The organism is Methanosarcina sp. 1.H.A.2.2, from assembly GCF_000979975.1.
Taxonomy (GTDB): Archaea; Halobacteriota; Methanosarcinia; order Methanosarcinales; family Methanosarcinaceae; genus Methanosarcina.
This window is the reverse complement of record NZ_JJQL01000095.1, coordinates 62,149-83,094: the sequence shown is the minus strand read 5'-3', so window position 1 is coordinate 83,094 and position 20,946 is coordinate 62,149. Positions and strand designations below refer to the sequence as shown.

Annotated in this window: 15 protein-coding genes; 7 read left to right on the top strand and 8 right to left on the bottom strand. The window is 43.7% G+C overall.

The features are described from left to right. Nucleotides 1–408: 408 nt before the first annotated feature. Nucleotides 409–1,188 carry a DUF2156 domain-containing protein gene (locus EO93_RS15605; RefSeq protein WP_235284306.1) on the bottom strand — a complete coding sequence of 260 codons (780 nt, stop codon included), beginning with the start codon at nt 1,186–1,188 and terminating at the stop codon, nt 409–411. 411 nt (nt 1,189–1,599) lie between these two features. On the opposite strand from EO93_RS15605, the gene EO93_RS15600 reads away from it, so the two are divergent. Beyond that, entirely contained in the window at nt 1,600–2,097 is a 498-nt protein-coding gene (locus tag EO93_RS15600) for a GNAT family N-acetyltransferase (protein WP_048163499.1), read from the top strand. 90 nt (nt 2,098–2,187) lie between these two features. Here the strand turns inward: EO93_RS15600 and EO93_RS15595 are convergent, their stop codons facing one another. Then, a complete protein-coding gene (locus tag EO93_RS15595; RefSeq protein ID WP_048163497.1) occupies nt 2,188–2,598 on the bottom strand; it encodes a DUF3303 domain-containing protein in 411 nt (136 codons plus the stop codon). Nucleotides 2,599–2,938: 340 nt separating this feature from the next. Between EO93_RS15595 and EO93_RS15590 the strand changes: the two genes are divergently transcribed. The 4 genes from EO93_RS15590 to EO93_RS15575 all read left to right on the top strand — a co-directional run bounded on the left by EO93_RS15590 (nt 2,939) and on the right by EO93_RS15575 (nt 7,217). Further along, nucleotides 2,939–4,390: a rhodanese-like domain-containing protein gene (locus EO93_RS15590; RefSeq protein WP_048163496.1), complete on the top strand. Its 1,452-nt coding sequence runs from the start codon at nt 2,939–2,941 to the stop codon at nt 4,388–4,390. Nucleotides 4,391–4,848: 458 nt separating this feature from the next. Beyond that, complete coding sequence (locus EO93_RS15585) at nt 4,849–5,256, top strand: DUF1699 family protein (RefSeq protein WP_048134979.1); 408 nt, start codon at nt 4,849–4,851, stop codon at nt 5,254–5,256. Between the two features lie 599 nt (nt 5,257–5,855). After that, a complete protein-coding gene (locus EO93_RS15580) occupies nt 5,856–6,569 on the top strand; it encodes a winged helix-turn-helix domain-containing protein (protein WP_235283133.1) in 714 nt (237 codons plus the stop codon). 243 nt (nt 6,570–6,812) lie between these two features. Beyond that, nucleotides 6,813–7,217, top strand: coding sequence for a hypothetical protein (locus EO93_RS15575; protein WP_156161355.1), 405 nt, complete (start codon nt 6,813–6,815; stop codon nt 7,215–7,217). A 55-nt stretch (nt 7,218–7,272) separates the two neighbouring features. Here the strand turns inward: EO93_RS15575 and EO93_RS15570 are convergent, their stop codons facing one another. Both EO93_RS15570 and EO93_RS15565 read right to left on the bottom strand, forming a co-directional pair. Further along, nucleotides 7,273–7,722: a flavodoxin domain-containing protein gene (locus EO93_RS15570; RefSeq protein WP_048163492.1), complete on the bottom strand. Its 450-nt coding sequence runs from the start codon at nt 7,720–7,722 to the stop codon at nt 7,273–7,275. 219 nt (nt 7,723–7,941) lie between these two features. Continuing rightward, the gene (locus EO93_RS15565; RefSeq protein WP_048163490.1) at nt 7,942–9,708 is read right to left on the bottom strand and encodes a PAS domain-containing protein; all 1,767 of its coding nucleotides are present in this window, start codon (nt 9,706–9,708) and stop codon (nt 7,942–7,944) included. Between the two features lie 1,578 nt (nt 9,709–11,286). Between EO93_RS15565 and ilvD the strand changes: the two genes are divergently transcribed. Beyond that, nucleotides 11,287–12,948 carry a dihydroxy-acid dehydratase gene (gene ilvD, locus EO93_RS15555; RefSeq protein WP_048140657.1) on the top strand — a complete coding sequence of 554 codons (1,662 nt, stop codon included), beginning with the start codon at nt 11,287–11,289 and terminating at the stop codon, nt 12,946–12,948. 556 nt (nt 12,949–13,504) lie between these two features. Here ilvD and EO93_RS15550 read toward each other — a convergent pair. From EO93_RS15550 to mtxX, 4 genes are all read right to left on the bottom strand, one after another. After that, nucleotides 13,505–13,792, bottom strand: coding sequence for a hypothetical protein (locus EO93_RS15550; RefSeq protein WP_048134989.1), 288 nt, complete (start codon nt 13,790–13,792; stop codon nt 13,505–13,507). Nucleotides 13,793–14,356: 564 nt separating this feature from the next. Beyond that, a complete protein-coding gene (mtrH, locus tag EO93_RS15545) occupies nt 14,357–15,289 on the bottom strand; it encodes a tetrahydromethanopterin S-methyltransferase subunit H (RefSeq protein ID WP_048163531.1) in 933 nt (310 codons plus the stop codon). A gap of 259 nt (nt 15,290–15,548) precedes the next feature. Then, nucleotides 15,549–16,142 carry a tetrahydromethanopterin S-methyltransferase subunit A gene (locus EO93_RS15540; protein ID WP_082107688.1) on the bottom strand — a complete coding sequence of 198 codons (594 nt, stop codon included), beginning with the start codon at nt 16,140–16,142 and terminating at the stop codon, nt 15,549–15,551. Continuing rightward, nucleotides 16,139–16,996, bottom strand: a complete 858-nt coding sequence (gene mtxX, locus EO93_RS15535) for a methanogenesis marker protein Mmp4/MtxX (protein WP_048163485.1) — start codon at nt 16,994–16,996, stop codon at nt 16,139–16,141. The genes EO93_RS15540 and mtxX overlap by 4 nt, the downstream gene beginning before the upstream one ends. A gap of 385 nt (nt 16,997–17,381) precedes the next feature. On the opposite strand from mtxX, the gene EO93_RS15530 reads away from it, so the two are divergent. Next, nucleotides 17,382–19,220 (top strand): replication factor C large subunit, encoded by a 1,839-nt coding sequence (locus tag EO93_RS15530; protein WP_048163484.1) that lies wholly within the window; start codon nt 17,382–17,384, stop codon nt 19,218–19,220. Nucleotides 19,221–20,946 lie beyond the last annotated feature (1,726 nt).

Below are 20,946 nucleotides of genomic sequence, written 5' to 3'. Positions count from 1 at the left end.
AACTTTTGATGTATCTGAATCGGTTAATAGATTCAGATACCGATTTTTCTGCCGGTTTTACTTTGCAGCTTTTCTCTTCTTTGGCATTAAAGCACTTTCAACTTATTTAATAATCGGTGCCTGTTATTCAAAGAATTCATGTGTGTTTTTTTGTTTCTTCTTTTTTCGTTTCTTCTTCTTTTTTCGTAAGACCGCTCTCCTTCGTCGAGCGTGACAAAAACGACTCAAAACAGCGAATGATGCTTTATAGGTCAGAAAGCTCTCTAAATTAGTCCTCTTGAGCAAAGCTCACTGATATAACCAGAAATTAGTCTGCTTGAGCGAAGCGAAACAGACCTCGTGCTCCCGAAGCGAAACTCGGGAAGCGAAACTCGGAAAGCGAAACTCGGGAAGCGAAACTCGGGTAGCTCAACGTTTGAGCGAATATACTTCGACCATGTGGTGCGGGTAGTATCGCATTTTTGCTTCTCTGAGGCCGCCGACGCCGAGGTCGCTCTCCCTGTTGATGTACTCCACCTCGCCAGCAAGAACCGCTGCAGTTTCCTCATTGATAGCCTTATAGATCCCTTCGCAGTCTGGCAGCCCTTTCTCGAAATGGATGAGCGCCGTATCCGCGTTGAGACGCTCAAAGAGGGAGATGGCGCCGATTTCTGAATCGACCCGGATCAAAAGGCCCCTCAGGGGAAGTTCGGAGAAATGCTCTACTGCATAGAGGGCTGCCTCTATTTCGTTGGCAAGGACGATATTTTTCTTGCACCCCTTCCACTCACACCACTTTTTCAGGAATTCCATCACCTCTTCCAGGTTTTGGGATGTTATCGGCTCGACAGTGTTCAGGCAATTTTTCCGGAACCTGTTGAGATGGCTGCGGATTTTGAGGTATTTCTTTCCCGGGAGTTCAGCAAGGTCGGCAGCTCTGTACACATACTCGAAGTTGTTCCGGTCCGGCACCAGCACAAGCCCGGGGTCAAGCTCCTGTATCCACCTCGCAGTATCCGGATCGATGAGCACGAGGGGAGTATCGTCGCTCACATCCAGTGCCAGCCGTATAAGCGCACGCATAAGAGCAGGGTCCCGGGGGCCGATCGGCGGGTGGAACCGGGTAACTCCTTCGGTGGTGCACGAAATAATCACATTTCCGTTCACGTACGTGTACCTGTACGGTGTAAAATGGTTCCAGCAGACCATATTCGTGAACGTGTTGCCGCTATGGGTTTGCGGGTAAAGCGCGTAATGACGCTCGAAAAATCCCCTGTCGGCAAGAGTGACCGGTTTGAAATCTTCTTGACAAAGCATTTTAAACAAGACTCTGATTTGGCTTTAAATTTATTTGAATTGACAAAAACCATGTACGGCCAGTTAATTAATCTCCAAATAATCAAATTTTGCTAAATAATCGTTTATCCATTAGAATTTAAATGGATGAGGCTTGCTTCTATATTTACACTTACTTCTACAAATTACATTAAAATACTATCTTCAATCTAACAGGACTTACGGCCCCTGAATAGTGAAATCGAGTACATGAACCGCTTCAAACTTATTAGTATTATGTTAACTTATCAATTTAAAAAAAGTACTAAAATGGAAGGAATAAAAATGGCTGAAACTGAGATAAAACCCGGTTTGAATATCCGCACTGCACAAAAAGAGGACGCCTCTCTAATTCTTGAATTCATCAAAGGGATTGCCGAGTTCGAAAATCTCTCCTACCTTGTCACAGCCACCGAAGAGACCCTGACAGAGTCCCTGTTCGGGGAAAGGCCCTATGCCGAAGTTTTCTTTGCCGAACTCGATGGGGTGCCTGCGGGTTTTACGGTCTTTTTCCACAACTTCTCCACCTTTGTAGGAAAGCAGGGGCTCTATATTGAAGATATTTTTGTGAAACCCGAGTTCCGGGGAAAAGGAATCGGAAAAGCAATGTTTCTGCACTGCGTAAAGCTTGCAAAAGAAAGGAACTGCGGGAGAATGGAGTGGACAGTGCTTGACTGGAACCCTGCAAGGGAGTTCTACGAATACTTTGGGGCCGGGCCTGTTGACGGCTGGCACATTTACAGGATGGGTGCGGAAAAATTCGAAGATGCGCTTGAAAAATAAGCTTGAGAGAGTTGACTTACTCTCCTCTCCACCCCTTTGATGCCCAGCTCTTGAAATATGACCCCCTTCCCTGATTACGCATCAGGGGGTTCAGGTCGTGTCTTCTTGCTGGATAAAAGAGTGGTGTTCCAGGCGGTAGATTCTTTTTTCAAGGTTCTCTATTTGAGTCAGGATTTCTTCTCCTGCGGCTCCTTTCCCCAGTGCCGCAGCTTCAACCCCTTTCCCTCCCGATTTTTCAGCAAGTTCCTGGGCCATCTGCATGTACTTTTCTGCCTTCATGACCGGGAAGGTCTCGAACCTGCAGAGCCCTATAAATGGAAGGTTTGCAGCCGCATAAGCCTTCTCGCCGTCAGCCTCATAAATCAGGAACATGCGGTAGCCTGTAAGGTCTACCCACTCGTCGATTACTTTCAAGCCCTTCGGGTATTCGTAGTTCATGTAGCAGTTCTTGACCTTTTCAGAGTCTTTCGGCTCCCAGGTTACGATATCCATCAATAACATTGTGCCTGACACCCCCTAGATTAAATATGGGTCCAAATCCTGTTCAATCTAACTTGAAGCGGATTCAAAAATATATTTAGCAAAGTTTAGTATTGTTTCTCTTCAAATGGGCATAAACTTTCAGGAAGAAATGTTCAGAAAAAAAGGTTCGGAAAAATACCTGAAATAGGATCTCTCCTGAAAAATCACGTAATTATCTGGAGAATTTCACCTTCCTGATCTAAAAGAAACTGGAGAATTCCACCTTCCTGATCTAAAAGATAATCTTTTATGATACGGAGGCAATCATATTTTACAGAATTTTCGGTACGTTGCCGACCTGTCTATGGGGGAAAATTGTATGCAAATAACTCCATTTTTTGTGAGGGGCATAGCACACAGTTCATATATTCTTGCAGGGAAGCAAAGCTGTGCGGTCATTGACCCGCAAAGGGATATGGATGTCTATATCAAAGAGGCAAAATCCAGGGGCCTGAAAATTACTCACATCCTGGAGACCCATCTGCACGCAGATTTTGTCTCCGGGCATATGGATCTTGCTGAGCTTACGGGAGCACCTATCTACGCCCCGAAAGCTGCTAACTGTGAGTTTGAACATGTAGGGCTCATTGAAGGGAATACTTTTGAAATCGAGGACACGATTGTAAGGATACTGGAAACGCCGGGGCATACCCCTGAACACATCTGCTATGTGGTTTCGGATACTTCCCGAGGTCCTGATCCGGCTGCTGTTTTTTGCGGGGATGCACTTTTTGTCGGGGATGTGGGCAGACCAGACCTTTTCCCCGGAAAAGCCAGGGAACTGGCTTCCATGCTTTACGACAGCCTGCACAAAAAACTGCTTTCCCTTCCCGACTCCTGTGAGGTCTATCCTGCACATGGGGAAGGCTCTCTCTGCGGAAGGGCTATGGGAGCCAAACGTTCGAGTACAATCGGATATGAACGCAAATACAACTATGCTCTCCGGATCCCTGATAGGGAAGGGTTCATAGAAAACCTTACAACAAATATGCCTCCCGCGCCGGACCATTTTAGCCGTTGCACCGAAGTCAACCGGAAAGGGCCCACAAAACTCAAAGAAATTCCGCCTCTCAGGGAGATCCCCCCGGGGGAGTTTTTCAAATTTGCCGGAAGGGAGGATACAGCAATTCTTGACACCCGCCATTACGAAAGTTTCGGAGGAGAGCATGTCCCCGGTTCCTGGTGTATCGACCTCCGGAGCAACTTTGCTACCTACGCAGGCTGGCTCCTGCCTCCGGATAAGCAGATCCTGCTCGTCTCAGATAGTGAGGAAAATGCAAGGAAATCTGCGGTCTGGCTGTGCAGGGTTGGGCTTGACAGTATTGTCGGTTTTCTGTCAGGGGAAATGTTTGCCTGGGTAACTGCCGGATTAAGGGCCGCCCATGTGCCACAGCTATCGATTCCTGAGCTCTATGAAGGGGTCCGAAGTAAAAACCCTCCTGTAATTTTAGATGTCAGGGTTCCTTCCGAGTATGAGAGTTTCCATATAGAACATGCAGTAAATATTCCGGTTCAGGAACTGAGGGAAAGGCACATGGAACTTGACCCTGAAGCCGAATATGCAGTAATTTGCAGCACAGGCCACAGGTCAGGTATGGGGTGCAGCATTCTCAAAAAACACGGATTTTCCAGGGTGAATAACACTGCAGGCGGAATGACCGGATACAACGCTGCGGGTTTCGGACCTGAGTGTCCGATGTGTGCTATTTCCTGGGCTGGAAAAGCAGGCCGGAAAGAGGCAGAGGTCTTCCAGAAAGTGAAGAATATATGAGCGTCATTTCCTTTATTAAGCCGCTCTTCCCGGTTCCTGTGGCGTCTGATGAAGAACTTTCTGAGACTTCCCTGCCGCGTATCCTGTAATTTTTGAGGGCAGGGCATCTGTTGAACTGTATAGCAAGTTAAAGGGCAAGCTCCTGAAAATAATAATTCATGGACTCCGGATTTTACCGGATGGTTTTAATTAATTCTCTCAATTGCGTTTTTTTCTTGTTTTTCCCCCTCAGGGAGGCTCACCGGAAGGTTTGAAGATCTCTTGATTCCGAATACTTCAGTCCTGTTTTTATTTCCTTTCCGATATTTACCTGTCACTTTTAGAATTAATATAAGGGGATGAAAATAAATAAAACTGTCTAATAATTAACGGGCGTGGTAGATAAATATTTATAATAAGTATAAGTAGTTTATAATGAGGTAAAAACAAAAAAGAACTTTATAGTGGGGGAAGACATAATGAAAATTAGAGTAGTTAGTTCCAGGGAAGAAATTTTTACACTTAACCCTAATGAGCGTGTTGTTCATCTTGCCTTCAGGCCTTCGAACAAGGACATCTTTGCACTGGTGGAAACCTGTCCGAAGATTGAGGTAATACAGCTTCCTAAATCTTACAGGCGCACAGTCTCAAAGTCCATAGAAATGTTCCTTGAGATGCAGAGAATCCAGCTTATCGAAGGAGATGTCTGGGGGCACAGGAAAGACATTAATGAATATTACAGTATCCCGTCCTCAGTGATTGAAAAGATAAGAGAACTGAAGATGGAGGGTACACCTGCTGAGAGAATCGAAGAAAAGGTTTCAAGGGAAAGCAAGCTGAACCCTGAAATGATTGCTTATATCCTGACCAAGGAAGCCCCTGCCTGAAAATCTTATCGGGACAGGATTTTCCTACAGGATTTTCCTACAGGATTTTCGTATCCTCTTCAATGCAGATAAGGTAATGTTGAAATATTCAAAATCTTTCAAGAACCCTTGTTTGCGATACAATCTCCAGCTTAAAACTTTAAGTTTAAGGACTCTGGAAGGTACCCTGACTTGAGATAATAGTGAACATCTATCTAGCGAAAGCTATCAGGTCAGGGGGACTCCTGGGAGACTCCATCAGTTTTTCCTGTAAATGTTTAATTTTCAAAAATCTTTTTTAGTAGTTTTTTATAGTTTTTCAGAATCCAGTTTAGACTTTTTGCTAATCAGAATCAAGTTTAAACTTTTTGCTAATGTTTAATCTAATTAATCCGGACTTATTAAAAGACTCTGCTTTTTTCCCAGGTAAGTTGGGCGAGGGAAGGTAATAACTTATATATTTTAGGCGGTTGTAATCTTTTTAGTCTTACCTGTAATTTTTTTTAGTTATTATAACACTAATAGGAGACTGAAGGGTGAAACTGGAACTTATAGAGCTGATTTTTCTTTCCGATAAGCGAAAAAAGTTATTGCTTTTTCTGAAAAGTGGACCCAAAAATATGGATGAAATTACGGAAGCCCTTCAGGCAACTTCCACTTCCATCCTTCCCCAGATTAAAAAATTAAAAGATATGTCCCTGGTCGTTCAGGAGGACAAAACCTATATTCTTTCTCTGATAGGAAAGGTTCTCGTTGAAAAAATGCAGCCCCTTGTCAGCACTATAGAACTTTTTGAAGATAACTTTGAGTACTGGTCGGAAAAGGACCTGCAGGGGACACCTTCTTCTTTTCGGAAGAGGCTGGGAGAACTTGGTAAATGTAAATTGATCCAGCCTGACATGGACCGCATGTTCGAACTCGACCCGGAAGTTGTGGAAAATCTGTCCAAGTCCAGCCATGTTCTTGAAGCCATAGCCTACTTTCATCAGCCTATGATTTATCTCTGCCAGGAGCTTGCAAAAAAGGGAGTTGAATTCTCTTTTCTAATGTCGGAGTCCGTTCTTCAGCGGTACTATACTGACTATATGGAGGACTTCCGAATTATGATGTCTCTTGATAATGTGAAATTTTTCCGGTATTCGGGAGAACTGAAGATTGCAAATCTTGCCGTTAGTGATAAGTTTTTCCTGATATCTCTTTTCCCGAAGAATCAGAAGCACTTTGAAAGAGAGAGCCTTATATGCTACGAACCCTCTTCCAGGCACCTGGGTACCGAACTTTTCAACGAGCTACTGCTGGATTCGACCCCTGTTACTGAAATTCCCCCGGAATAATTAAAACTCTGGCCATAAAAAGATACTGTACAGGACTACTTATACAAATACCTCTACTACTTATACAAATACCTCTACTACTTATACAAATACCTCTACTACTTATGCAAATACTTTATACCGAAAAACTCGGCATAGAAACATTGTAAATCCTTTCAAACAGGAGGTAGTATCATAATAGGTTTTTACGAACAGAGGGCAGCCTACGGTAAACAAATAAGATTGCTTAATTTTGCAGGTCTGTTGCTTATCCTGGTATTTTACATGTTTTCTCTCACAGGGCTTTTTGGCTTTGGTACTGATCCTGAGGAAAAGTACGCTCTGCCTCTTATCCTTCTCATTTACCTTGCTGCAATGTGGAGCTTTTTTGGCATGAGATTCCTGATAACTTCCGATAGCGTGGTTGCAGTTTTTCCACCATTCAGGTACAACATTCCCTTTTCAGATATCAGCTCTGTGGAGATCATGGACAAATTCCCCTGGTATATGGGGTGGGGCGTCAGAATACAGGGGCGCAGGCTAATTTTTGCGGGAAAACACGCAAAAGCTGTAGCAATCAGAAAAGATAATGGTTTTTTCAGGACTGTTGTACTGGTTTCTGAAAGCCCTGATGAATTCCGGAAACGAGTGGAAATGGCCATGAAATAATTCAGGCCACTCATTTTTTAACAGTCCAGGCTGGTTTATTTTATTGCTGCTTTTGTTACTCTGCCTTTTTGCTTTTATGCTTCAGTTTTTCTGCAATGTCAATTCCGAGCCGTTTGCATTCCTGCAGGTCCTTGTCTGTGGGCTTATGAAGGATCCGGAGTACGGGGTCCACAACACTCATTCCCATTTCCCGCATTTTTTCGGCTATCAATATGGGTGCTTCTCCGCTCCACCCGTAAGACCCGAAAGCAGCTCCGATCTTGCCCTGTGGGCTTGTGGAAACAAGGGTTTCATCCATGAACTTTTCCATGGGCAGCAGCATTTTGTAGTAAAATGTCGAAGAGCCAACTGCAATTGCTTCTGCTTCATTGAGTTCTTCGGGCTTTACATCATAGAAACTGACAACCTTTACATCCACATTCTTTGACTCAATCCCGTTCCCTATTGCCTCGGCCATAGCTTTTGTATTCCCTGAGGTACTGAGATAAACTACTATTGCTTTCAACCTGTATCCCCCTAGCGATCTAATAAAGTCTGATAAAGTCTGATAATGCAAACCCCGGAAAAATGAGAGCAAAAACCGGCAGTTGCGTATCTAAAGCTCAGAGCTTGAAGGCGTAACCCTGGGGCTTTCCTCGCTCCCCAATCCAGCATTATTTATAAAAATTATTTTAAATAAGGGTTTCGTCGTCCTGATATAGTTCGAGCTTCAGATTGGTTGCCTTTATAAAAGGTCTGCCTCTATGCGGATAGGGGCTATATGGGTAACTACCTGGAGGGCAACGCTCTCGAGAAAATCGCGGACGTTCTGGGGAATCGTGTCCACAGTATGGGAAGCAAAGTTCAGGCTGCCTATTATCTCTCCCCTGTGCTTCATAGGGATTACTGCAACTGTAGTGATCTTTTCTTTCCTTAGCAGATCTGCCATCTCTTCAGCAAAAAAGTCCAGTTTATAAATGGGTTTCTCGGTCCAGACCTGCTTTGCTTCCGGGGAGTCTGCCCTGTATGCAGAAACACTTTTCACAAATTCGGAGGAGAGCCCTCTGTGCGCCACCAGGTTAATCTGGTCCAGAAGCTCGTCTTTCAGGTATATGCCTCCGGCATCGATCTCTTTTATTTTCAGGCAGGCATCAAGGATACGGGAAAGCATGGTCTGGAGGTTCCAGGTGTTACTCAGGTACATCCCGAGTTCTCGCTGAATCTCGAGCATTTCCTGTGCTTCTTTTCTTTCGGTAACATCAACAATTATTCCTTGAAAGTGAACCGGGATACCTTCCTTATTTCGCTTGATATACGTTCTCTCTTCAACCCAGCGAATATTGCCATCTGCGGTGAAAATTCTATACTCCATCTCAAAAGAGTCACACCCTTCTCGAATTGAGTGTGCAAGGTTTTCAGAGACCGAATTGATGTCCTCTTTATGAATTATGTCTCCGTAAAGGATTCTACCCGATGTGAAGTCTTCTACAGTATATCCAAACTGCATTACATTTTCTGAAACGAACTCTACAGGCCAGTTTTCCACAGTTTTCCACAGGAAAGCTACTGCTGAGCTTTTGTTGATTATCGTTTTCAGCAATTTCTGCATTTCGAGAGATTTTCTCAGGGCTTCTTCAACTTTTTTCCGGGGGGTTATGTCCAGCACTATCCCCTGAAAACCGGTTACGTTTCCATCTCCTTCTCTCTGGATAAAAGTCCTTTCGTTTACCCAGCGCAGGTCTCCGGCTTTTGTAAAAATCCTGTATTCTGAATTAAAGCTTACTTCCCCTTTCTGGATGTGTCTTTCGAGTTCTTCTTCAACCTTTTTCAGGTCATCGGGATGTATTATCTTTCCGTACAGGATTTTCTGTGATAGAAAATCGTCAACTGTATATCCAAACTGTATCACATTCTCCGAGACAAAAGCTGCAGGCCAGTAGTTTTCATCCCTCCACAGAAAGACCACTGCCGGGCTGTTGTTGATTATTGTTTTCAACAGTTTCTGAATCTTAAGGACTTTTTCCAGTTTTTCTTCACTTCTCTTCCGCTCGGTGATGTCGAGAACCACTCCCTGAAAGTGAGTTACCTCTCCTTCCGGGTTTCTCTGGATGAAGGTCCTTTCGTTTACCCAGCGCAGGTCTCCGGCTTTTGTAATAATCCTGTATTCCATATTGAAATCCGGAGCTCCACTCCGTATTCTTTTTTCAAGCTCCTCTTCAACTTTTCCAAGGTCATCAGGGTGTATAATATCCCCGTACAGTACCCTGCCCGAGATAAAATCCTCTACCGTATATCCAAAGTTCCCCACATTTTCGGAAACAAATTCCGCAGGCCACTTTTCTTCGTTTTTCCAGAGAAATACCACTGCCGGGCTGTTATTGATTATAGTTTTCAGGGCTTCCTCTCTTTCCAGAGCTGCATGAAGAGCTTTTCCCCTTTCGCCATTTGCAGCATCTGCTACATGGGGATAAGTATCTGGTTCTTCTCTGTTTTCAGAAGTCTCGCTGTCCATTATCTTCTAACCGCCTGCACAGGGATGTTTTCAATAGCTTCTTCCGGGATAATGCGTTGGAAACTGTCGGTATGCCTGATCGCAAATTCTTCTGCATTCTAATTTACCGATCTGTTGATTAGCCGTCGACAAGTTTGCCTGTAATTTTCTGTCCGCTTTCTATTGTATAATTGTGTTTTTATCGAATATCAGTTTTTTTGATCCCGGAATCTCTTTTTCCAGTTTAGCTGCACTCTGTAAAGTTGAAAACTATTTATTCATAAATCTCCGGGCTCTCTCAAAACTGTCTCTGCCAGCCATATTCGTTTTTGAAAAACAATAGTAATCTATATATAGTATTTTAACGGTAATAAGATTCCGTATTCCGCGTTTGTAATAAGTGCCTGCCAGCCAGAAGACCTCCATCTCCACACCACCAAAAATGACAGGCTGGAGAAAACTGTGAACCCGCATGATCTGTCATGAACCCTTCACGAACCCCTACAGAAGAATAGTAGCATCCAATCCGGATGTCAACCGACCAAACATAAAGCTAAAACGGGTTTCAGGAAACCACGCACAGTACAGTAAAGACCCACGAATACGGAATACCTAAAATGGCAAAACTAAATGGCTAAAATCAAAAATAGCTAAAATCTAAAAAAGGCTAGAGTGGCAAAATAGTCCAAAAAACATAAAACCTCCATAAAAGGATCTGCGGTACGGTTTTGAGGGAAGCCTTACTGCGATTCCTTTGCTTCTCAAACTCTTTTGTCCGATTAGCTTACTTATTTCTGTTCTTCTTATTCCTATCTCTTTACTCTGGCTCTTTTACTTCAGCTCTGCTTTACCCTGTGCCGAAATAAAACTCTGAATTTTTAACGAAAAGAAAAAGGAAGGGGGAAGGGTAAAAGGAAGGGGGAAAGGAAAAAGGAAACAGAAAGGAAAAAGGATGTATAAGTGAGATAAAGAATTAGTGAGATAAAGAATTAGTGAGAAAAAGAATTAGTGAGAAAAAGAATTAGTGAGAAAAAGAATTAGTGAGAAAAAGAATTAGTGAGAAAAAGAATTAGTGAGATAAAGAATTAGTGAGATAAAGAATTAGTGAGAAAAATAATCTGGTGAACGGGTGCGACCCTGTTGTAGTTAAATTTTTTGTGGTGTGTTGCTTGGATGTGATCTTGTAGATGTAGTCCAGGGCAGGTCCGTTCACTATGCTAAATTCAAAATCTCTGACTGGTTATATAAATATTTGGATACTATTATATTAAATTGCCTTTTTGTGATATTATGTATCGGTTTTAATGGTTCAAAGGGAGGTTTTTGTCCCGATTTAATCCTTCTATTGCCAGAAGGCAGTTGTCATTCTTTCCATAAACCATTCCGGCCTATTTTTTGATAGATCTTTTTTCACTGTTGTTTTGTACTTTTATTACCAACCTTTCTATAAGTTTTTGTAGATTTTCAGCATTTTTCTATATGGCTTTTTTACAGTTTTTTCGTCCCCAACCTGTTTATACTATGAAGTTTTTTCCTATCTATACATTATAACAAATTACACTGATCGTTTTCAATATCAAGATCATAAGGAGACTTGCAATGAGAAGCGCCATTATCAAAGAGGGGCCTGAACGTGCCGCCAACCGTTCCCTCCTTAAAGCAACGGGGGTTACGGATTCGGAAATGAAGAAGCCGTTCATCGCAGTTGTCAATTCCTGGAATGACATAATCCCTGGCCACATTCACCTGAATAAACTTGCTGAGGCTGTAAAAGCCGGAATCAGGAACGCTGGGGGAGTTCCTTTTGAGTTCCATACCATAGGGGTCTGCGATGGGATTGCAATGGGGCATGAGGGTATGAAATATTCCCTCCCAAGCAGGGAGGTTATAGAGGACACGATCGAACTGATGGTCAGAGCCCACCAGTTTGACGGTATGGTCCTAATCCCTACCTGTGATAAGATCGTACCAGGACACCTTATGGCAGCAGGCAGGCTTGATATCCCTGCCATTGTTGTGACCGGAGGGCCAATGCTTCCGGGATACGTGGACGATAAATACACTGACCTTATCTCAGTCTTTGAAGGGGTCGGAGCCTACAGGGCAGGCAAAATTTCCGAAGCCGAACTTAAAAGGCTTGAAGATCTTTCCTGTGCAGGGGCAGGGTCCTGTGCCGGAATGTTTACCGCAAACACAATGGCGTGCATGACTGAAGCCCTTGGGCTGAGCCTTCCTGGCTGCGCAACTGCCCATGCAGTGGATGCAAAAAAGACGCGCATTGCCAAGGAATCCGGAGAGCGCATTGTAGAGCTTGTAAAAGAGAACATCACCCCAAGAAAGATTGTTACTCAAAGGTCCTTTGAGAACGCCATAATGGTTGATATGGCAGTCGGAGGAAGCACAAATACTACCCTGCACCTTCCTGCCCTTGCCCATGAGTTCGGGCTTGAGCTGCCCCTTGAGGCCTTCGACGAATTGAGCAGGACAACCCCCCATCTGATTTCCCTCAGACCCGGCGGCCCGAATTTCATGCTGCACTTTGACAGGGCAGGCGGGGTCGAGGCAGTCATGCAGAGGCTTGCTTCAAAACTCCACCTTGACCAGCTTACAGTTAACGGTAAAACTATCGGGGAAAACCTGAATGAGCTTGACATAGTTAACCCGAAGCTGAATAAGGAGATCATTACAACCCTTGAGAATCCAGTCCATGCCGAAGGAGGAATTGCAGTTCTCAAAGGCAGCCTTGCCCCTGATGGCTCGGTTGTAAAGCAAACCGCAGTTGACCCCAGGATGCGTGTCCATACAGGCCCTGCAAGAGTGTATGATTGTGAAGAAGACGCCATGCAGAGCATTCTTGCAGGGGATGTGAAGCCCGGAGACATTATCGTTATCCGTTATGAAGGCCCCAAAGGAGGACCCGGAATGCGCGAAATGCTTGCAGCCACAGCCGCAATCGGAGGTATGGGTCTGCTCGAGTCCGTGGCTCTGATCACTGATGGGCGTTTCTCCGGAGGGACTCGCGGACCATGTATAGGGCACGTCTCTCCTGAAGCCAGTGAAGGGGGACCAATAGGTCTCGTAAAAGAGGGGGACCTTATAGAAATCAACATTCCTGAAAGGGTCCTGAACCTGAAAGTCTCTGAAGAAGAGCTCCAGAAGCGGAAAGCTGCCTTTGTGCCTCCGAAAAAGGAAGTCACAGGTTACCTTGCCAGGTACCAGCGTTCCGTCCATTCCGCAAACACTGGCGGGATAGTGGACTGAAACCGTTTAATACTCTATTTTCAAGGAGGTCTTTTCCTCCTTTTTTTTCTTTGTTTGGATTCAGGTATTTTCTTTCAGGATTTCATTGTTTTTCCTATCTTTGAACTGCACCTGCTGGAAGAGCATCCTTAGAAGTTTCCAGATACAGCCCTCCGGGAAACGTTTATAGTGCCCAAAAACGATCTTTTATGCAGCCTTATTATTCCAAACAATTTATCCAAAACCATTTTTTTATTGAGAAATTCAGGAGGCTGAAATTCTGGAAGTAGAGGGGTTATGTTCAATCTGCGGGCGCCCGGCTAAACTTCATACCTGCCATTTATGCGGAAAACTTGTATGCAGCCAGTGTATGGATCGTAGAAAAGGTATCTGTATAAGGTGTGCAGGTGGGAGGGAAGGGTCTGTACCCGACTCAGGGGATATCGGGACATTTAAGTAAATCAATCAAAAGTAAATCCGTCAAAAGTAAATAAGTCAAAAAAATAGATTTTCGAAAGGAGTAGCCTGAAATCTTGACGTTTTTCCGGCTTACAAGCTTACTCATATTAGCTTACGCTTACCAGCCGTGGATTTCTCCTTCAGGTTCATCCTCATCAAGGTAAAAACGAAACTCTTTTTTTTCGGTATCTTCCACGAACACAAACTTCTCTTCAACCCCCACTTTAGCAAAAGAAAGGGCGTCATCCCCGTCCCTTACAGCCGGCAGGATGTCTACATCTACATGGTCATAGATCTCGCTCTCCGGCAGAAATGCTGTGATGATGAACCAGTCAATGTCCCCTGCATAATCCTTACTTACATAGCGGCTCTGGTCAGGTGGAATTTTGGTAGCTTTCTGGTGCATCTGGGCTCCGTCAGCCCTGTAAGCTACAAAACGGACGGTATGTCTTGTTTTATTTTTGATTATAGCCAGTATCTCACTCCCCTATCTTTTAAATTTTTTAAAATAACCCCATTTCAAGGAAATTTATATTATGGATTAAATTCTGCCGAGTAAATACTTTTGGAAGCAGAGTTTCTGAAAATTGTTTTGTTGCTTAAAAGTGGATGCCGTTTTCACCTGTTAATAAATTATTAATGAAATGGATGTTAATTGCAAATTAAAGTCTACTAAAGCCATAGATGTTAACTTTGAATGGAAATCTTCTGGATAAAAGCTGGAAATGAAACCTGAAAATAAAACCCGAAAATGAAACCCGAAAATGGGGGTCTGAAAACAGGAGTCTGAAAATGACTGAAAACAGGACTCTGATAATAAGGGTTGAAGTGAAATAAGGGTTAAAATAGGGCTGGAAGCAAGAAGCTCTATGAATCAAATTTTTTAAAGGCAACCCGAAGGCTGCCATAATTTCGCTTAAACTGGCGGTTTCTTAAATAGTAAAAGGCGAAACCTGCAGTTTTGAAGAAATCAGACCAGCAGGTTAATCGGGTGCCTGGCTGCAGGTTCGATATCAAGGTCAGCTACTGACTCTGCAATCATTATGTCGCTCATGGCAGCCATGGGAAAAACGTATGGGGCATATTCTATGGGGCCGTAGAGAATAAAATCCCCGCCTGCCGCCTGTTGCAGGCAGGTTGAGCCTATATCGCAGATTTTATACAGGACCGGGTCTTTTTCTTTCTGCCGGGTCAGCCAGTTCCAGGCTGAGGGAGCGTTATGAATTCCAGAGCCTGTAGGATGCCCCCATTTTGCTTTTGCGGTAATGGTCATTCTGAGAGCTATTCCGGCCCCGTTTCCCATAGGGGTGATGCTCGGGTCGATAAGCTTGTTAACTATTCCACACCTGTCTGCAATTGAGAGAAGGCCCTCTTCTAACAGGCCTGCACCTGTTTCGAGCATTTCCATCCTGCCCTGGAGGGAGGAGTCCATTGCATTAAAACCCAGGATAATAGAACTGTCAATATCGGACTGCGCAAGAGCCTCTATTTCAGAAGCATTTATGCTCATATTTATGGAGTTATAGACCGCTCTATCTGCAAGCCCTATTTCACTCACATACTGTGCTGCATGTGCACGCACGGTCCCTTCGGGGGAATCGATGAGAAAAGGAGAATCCGAGATCTCTGCAATAAAATCAATATAGTGCATGATGCTTTCGTTGGTAGTGCCAAAGATATGGACTATATGGGGATTTCCGGTAGTATCCGAACTCGACTCCTGCAGGTTTACGAGTTTTTCGGCAGCGGCCCTATCAAAAAGTCCTTTTGCCGCGTCTTCTACGATTTCGTGTTTATTATAAAAAATAGTCCCTGCAAGTACGGTAGGTAGTTCTCCAGGCTGTCCGCCTACCTTTATCCCTGCAATGTTAGCAATTTCCTGTTCTTTCTGGAACTTAAACATCTTTACGCCCTCAAAATCCACACTTTTCAAAATTCACTTACTTCTTATGATCAATTCACTTACTTCTTATGATTAATTCACTTACTTCTTATGATCAATTCACTTACTTCTTATGATTAATTCACTTACTTCTTATGATTAATTCACTTACTTCTTATGGTTTCAGGATTCGAATTGAATCTCTTAATCATGAAACATCCATATAAAACATACTAATTCTAAATATATTTTCAAATCAATATATCCCCGGATTGAAGGATCAAAGGCTTTCTGCCAGGCAGATAATTCCTGCCATTGAATCCATTACGAATTCTCCTGAGATTATTACATCCCCTGAAGTGGGAACTGCAAAAGAGGACTGCCTCTTTTTCGGGGCACAGACAACCATGGGCTCTTCAGGGTATGCTTCTTCCCTGTCCTTATAATCTTCAACGAGCTTCCGGATCTCTTCAGGGTCGTTTAACCCTATTCTGTCCAGGAGTGTAATCTGCTGCTGGAAACGGTCGACTGCGTCTCTGGAGATATTTTCTATAAAGGGAATTGCACCCTGCGAACCTATAATCCTGCCTTTTTCGTCGATCCCATTTGCGTGGATTGCAAGCAGGGAATGGCCTGCCAGATGTCCCCTTGACTCGGTCCCGCAGATCAGGACATACCGAATATTGGAGTTTGAAATTACATTTACAATTATTTTTTCGACGCCCAGGTTTTCGGTCTTTGAACTCCCCCAGATGGCAGCATCAGGGCAGGCATCAAAGTGGCTTGCAAGGGTTACGACTGCGATCCTGGAATCCGGTTTTCCTGTGACGTAGTCCCCTTTTAAAGGGGGCCAGCTCTCTGCAATGGTCTTCAGTGAATCACCTTTTTTCTTTCCTTGTGAAGGTAGGATAGTGCACTTGCAAGCATGATGGCTTTTGTGAAATGCCCGCCTACCCTTGACGTGTCTACAAACACATAATCGTCCATTAATACCGGAGCTCCGAGTCCGTCACCTCCGCCAAGGAAGGCAATGGTCCGGAAAATAAGGTTGCCGGATATCCCGTCAGGGGCAATAATGAAGTTCGATTCCTTTATGGCGTCTTCAATAAGAATGGTATAGTGCCTGGCATTAATCCCGAGTTCCAGAGCTCGTCCTGTTACAAATTCCCCATCTGCGAGGGTTCTGTCCACGCGCCTGTCCCTTCCTATATCTCCCATCCTGCCTCCGGAAAGCACTCCTACTACGGGCTCGACTCCCAGCCTCCTTATATGCTCTGCACCAAGGGTAATCATACGGAGCTTATCTGCGATCGTGTTTCCTTCATCGATTCCAACAGGGGCGAGGAAGAAAGGTGTGCCGTCCGCTGTCAGAAGGAGGGCAAGTCTGCAAACCCTTTTCATGCCAAGGGCTTCTTTCAGGTTTGAGATCGTTCCTGATGCCTTTGCAGTGCCTCTTATAGCTGCATCCACCTTTCTTGAAACCAGGAGTTCCGAAAGGACTTTTTCGGGGTCGTCGGTATCCACAACCTCAAGTTCAGTCCCGATCTCGTCAATTTCTTTTTTGTTCCCTACAAGGACAACCTGTGCATATCCCAGTTCCTGGGCTTTCCAGGCACTCTCAAGAGTTTTGGGATTCGGTTCCCTTATTCCCATAGCTACCCTTGCCCTGTTCGTCCGGGCTCTTGCTTCGATAGCTTCAAGGAGGGCGTACATGCCGTTCTTTTCCATATCCATCCAGACTTTTATGTAAGATTTGAAGTAGTTCAAAGAAAAACAAACACACACATTAATTAATTTTGCCCTTCCCGAGTTGCGCCACCCGACTTGCGCCACCCGAATTGCGCCACCCGAATTGCGCCTCGGGAGTACGCGGTCCTTTTCGCTGCGCTCAAGAGGACTACTTTATAGATATAGTAATAAACTTCGCTCGTTCAAGCAGACTAAGTGATTGGCAATTAACATTGTTTAGGTCGGAGGACTGAATTATAAGTTATGCTTTATTCTAAAAAAGGGGTGCTGGGAATAATTGTAGGAGTACATGCGGGGAACTTATCCAAAAAATTAGAACATATAAAGTTAATAATGAGTTCCTTTTTTATTGGTATGGTTTAAGATGATGTCGGCGATCGAATGGGCTGAAAAATACCGCCCCCGGACCCTTGGAGATGTCGTGGGGAACAAGAAGGCAGTGCAGGATTTCAGGGCATGGGCTGAGGAATGGCAATCCGGGATCCCTGAGAGAAGGGCAGTTATTCTCTATGGACCTGCAGGGATAGGGAAGACTTCAAGTGCTCATGCACTTGGCAGGGATCTGGACTGGGAGGTTATTGAACTCAATGCAAGCGACCAGAGGACTGCAGGTGTTATTGAGAAGGTTGCTGGCTCTGCAGCGTCAATGAATACGTTTTTTGGTGGAAAGCGTCTTATTATCCTTGATGAGGCGGACAATATACATGGGACTTCGGACAGGGGCGGAATGAGGGCTATTGCCGGGATCATAAAGGCCACACTCCAGCCGATCGTGCTTATTGCAAATGACATTTACGGGCTAACACCCACAATCAGGAACCTGTGCCTGGAAATTAAGTTCGGGTCCGTGCAGAGCCGCTCAATGGTCCCTGCTTTGAAGAAGGTTTGTGAGGCTGAGGGAATTTATTGTAGCTCGGAAGCTGTCCTGCAGATTGCAGAAAATGCGGGTGGAGACTTCAGGAGCGCCATGAATGACCTCCAGGCTGCAGCGAGCGGGAAGGAAGCGCTCGACGTTGAGGATATCGGTACTGCAGGCAGGGATGTCAAGGAGAACATCTTTAAGGCGATGCAGAAGATCTTTAAAAGCACTGACTGTAAAAGGGCTCTTGAATCTGCACGCGGGCTTGATGAAAGCCCTGAAGATCTCGTGCACTGGATCGATGAAAACCTGCCTATCCAGTATGCCCGCAAGGACGGTGACCTCGAAGATATAAGGACGGGTTTTGAATATATTTCAAAGGCTGACCTTTATCTGGGGCGTGTAAAAAAGCGCCAGAATTACAGGATGTGGAGGTATGCCAGCATGCTTATGGTCTGCGGGGCTGCCCTTTCAAAGACAAGACCGTATCCCGGCTTTATCAAATACCAGCAGCCTTCACTCTGGAGAAGGCTCGGGCAGACGCGGTCGAAGCGGGACATGCGGGACAATATTGCTTCAAAAATCGGGGAGCACAGCTTTGAATCAATGCATTATTCGAGGAACAACCTTCTAGGGTTTTACTCGCGAATGCTGAAGGATGAGGGATCTGCAGTTGAAGTTACTGCAAATCTCGGGCTTGAGCTTGAAGAGCTGATGTACCTCTCAGGAAGCGCAAAGGCAAGTAAAAAACTGCAGAAAATTTACGACGACGCGCAGAAACTTCTTGATGAAAGAAAAGATAAAACCGAAGAACCGGAATTTTTTAAGGCTCCTGCTCCTACAGTAGACAATAAGCAGAGAACCCTCAGCTGCCCTGTTATAATTTCGGAGGAAGAAAAGGAGACTCAAAAGGAGACTCAAAAGGAGACTCAAAAGGAGACTCAAAAGGAGACTCAAAAGGAGGTTCCCGCCTGCAAATCTGAAGCTTCTGATTCTCATCCTTCGGAAGACAAGCAGAAAACCCTTATCATGGGATTTGACACACCGCCGGAGATTCCCGAAAAAAAAGAGACTTCAGGAAAGATACTGCCTGGTGGGCCGGAACCTGTAGATAATAATTTATTTTCTTTTTCCGTCCCCTTGCCTGAAAATAAATCCCTTTCTGAATCTGTAGAGAAGAAAGCTTCTCCTATACCTTCAAAAAAGAAAGTTCCGACTAACAGCGACCTGTCAAAACAAAGTATATCTGACGAAGCTTCGCCCTCCGCAGGCACTCAGGATAATACAGGAGAGGTTTTGAAAAAAGCTGAGCCTAAAACCCAGAAAACACTTTTCGACTTTTAAATTTTTTAGAGTGCAAATCGTTCTTTTTTTCCATTCTGGATTCCCCAATCCAGAAAAATTCTTCTTTATTTTCCTTAAACTTTTTCTAAATCTTCAGGTTTTCTGACAGTCGGTTTATGTATGCCGCATTTTCGTACTTTACCTCGTTCAGTTTCAAAAGATGACGATACATATTTTTTTGTGGGTTTGGCAGCATGTGTATTTGAAACTATTATACACAAATAAGCAACCATACACAAATAAACAACCCGACTAAACAAATACACAATCCTCGCTACTGCAAAAGAGGAACTGAGGTTTTATGTGAGCGGAACCAACTGGGTTGACTTTGAATTAAAGAAGAAGTTGTTGGTGTGTTTGGGAAGTTTGGATTGGAATCCGCTCACAAATGCAAGTATACAACTTTAGTTATAAATACTTATTTAATATATTTAGTATATTCTCTTATCTGCCTGATTTAGTGTTTCTTTACATGTAAAACTCTTTTTGTTTTATTCTATCGAGTTACAGTTATTTCAAAAGGTTCCCAGGAATTAAACCTGTAATCCGTATGATAACAGTTAAGATTAGTTAAGATAAGTTGAGATAAATTGCGATAAATTGAGATAAGTTGAGATAAATTGAGATCAATTGAGATAAGTTGAAATTCTGCAGGCCTAATTGAGGTAACATATGGTAAAGTTGAGGATAGTCTGAAAAAAGTTAAGAAATGTTAAGATTATAATATTATTTTTAAATAAAGTTGAGAAAAAAAAGCCGTGAGAAAAGTTTGTGAGCGGGCTTGGGGAGTTGGGGGAATAGTTGGGGGAATAGTTGGGGGAATAGTTGGGGGATATGGGTTTGGGGTTATACTATGGAAAAGAGGCCCGCTCACTTAGCATGAGTAATATTACATCCTATAAATAGCTTTCTATAATATGCATTATAATTTATAATTACAATTTTATAGTTCTCATTTTCTCAAACAGTTCTTCACAATAATGTTTTTCTGGAACCTGGGCAGTCAGATAATGGATCTCAGGGTTTTTAATAACACTGGAAGAAGCACGGATAAGAAGGGATAGCACTTACTTGATAGTCTGGTGGCGGCTCTCCTCACTGAAGAGGGCTGTTTGATTATTCAATTTCAGGGCAAAAATATGTGCATTATTATCTTATTTCCGTGACAGCATTTCCATTATTAATAGAGTTTAAAATAGGGTATTACCTGGTATTATCCTGAAATACGCCTGAATCACCCTGCAAAACTAGCTTGACTTCTATAGTCATTTTTTACAAGCCTATCAATAGTATCCTGATAATAGTATCTTATTGACAGTATCCTGATGACAGCATTATATTATAAGATCACGTAAACAGGTAGCAATAGAATTCGTATGAGCGGGTTGGGGAGTATGAATTGGGGTGTTGGGGGGTTGGGGTTATCTTACAAAAGAGAGACCCGCTCACATATTACACCATGTTAATCTCGTATAAATATATTTTGCTTGTATGAATTCTGATACAAAAAATGCCGAAAGAATACCTGTAAAAGGTGGGGATTTTCATACTTTCAAAGCAGTAACTTTATATTTTCCATTTCAGTTGTTTCCAGTTCTCTCTCCGAAAAATATAGGTCAATAATCCCCCTAAAGTGGGAGGCCCGTTTTTGCAAGCCTTGATTGACCAGCCAAAGTCTTAATTAACTCCTTCGGATATGTCGTGATACATTTGGATGCTTCCTCAG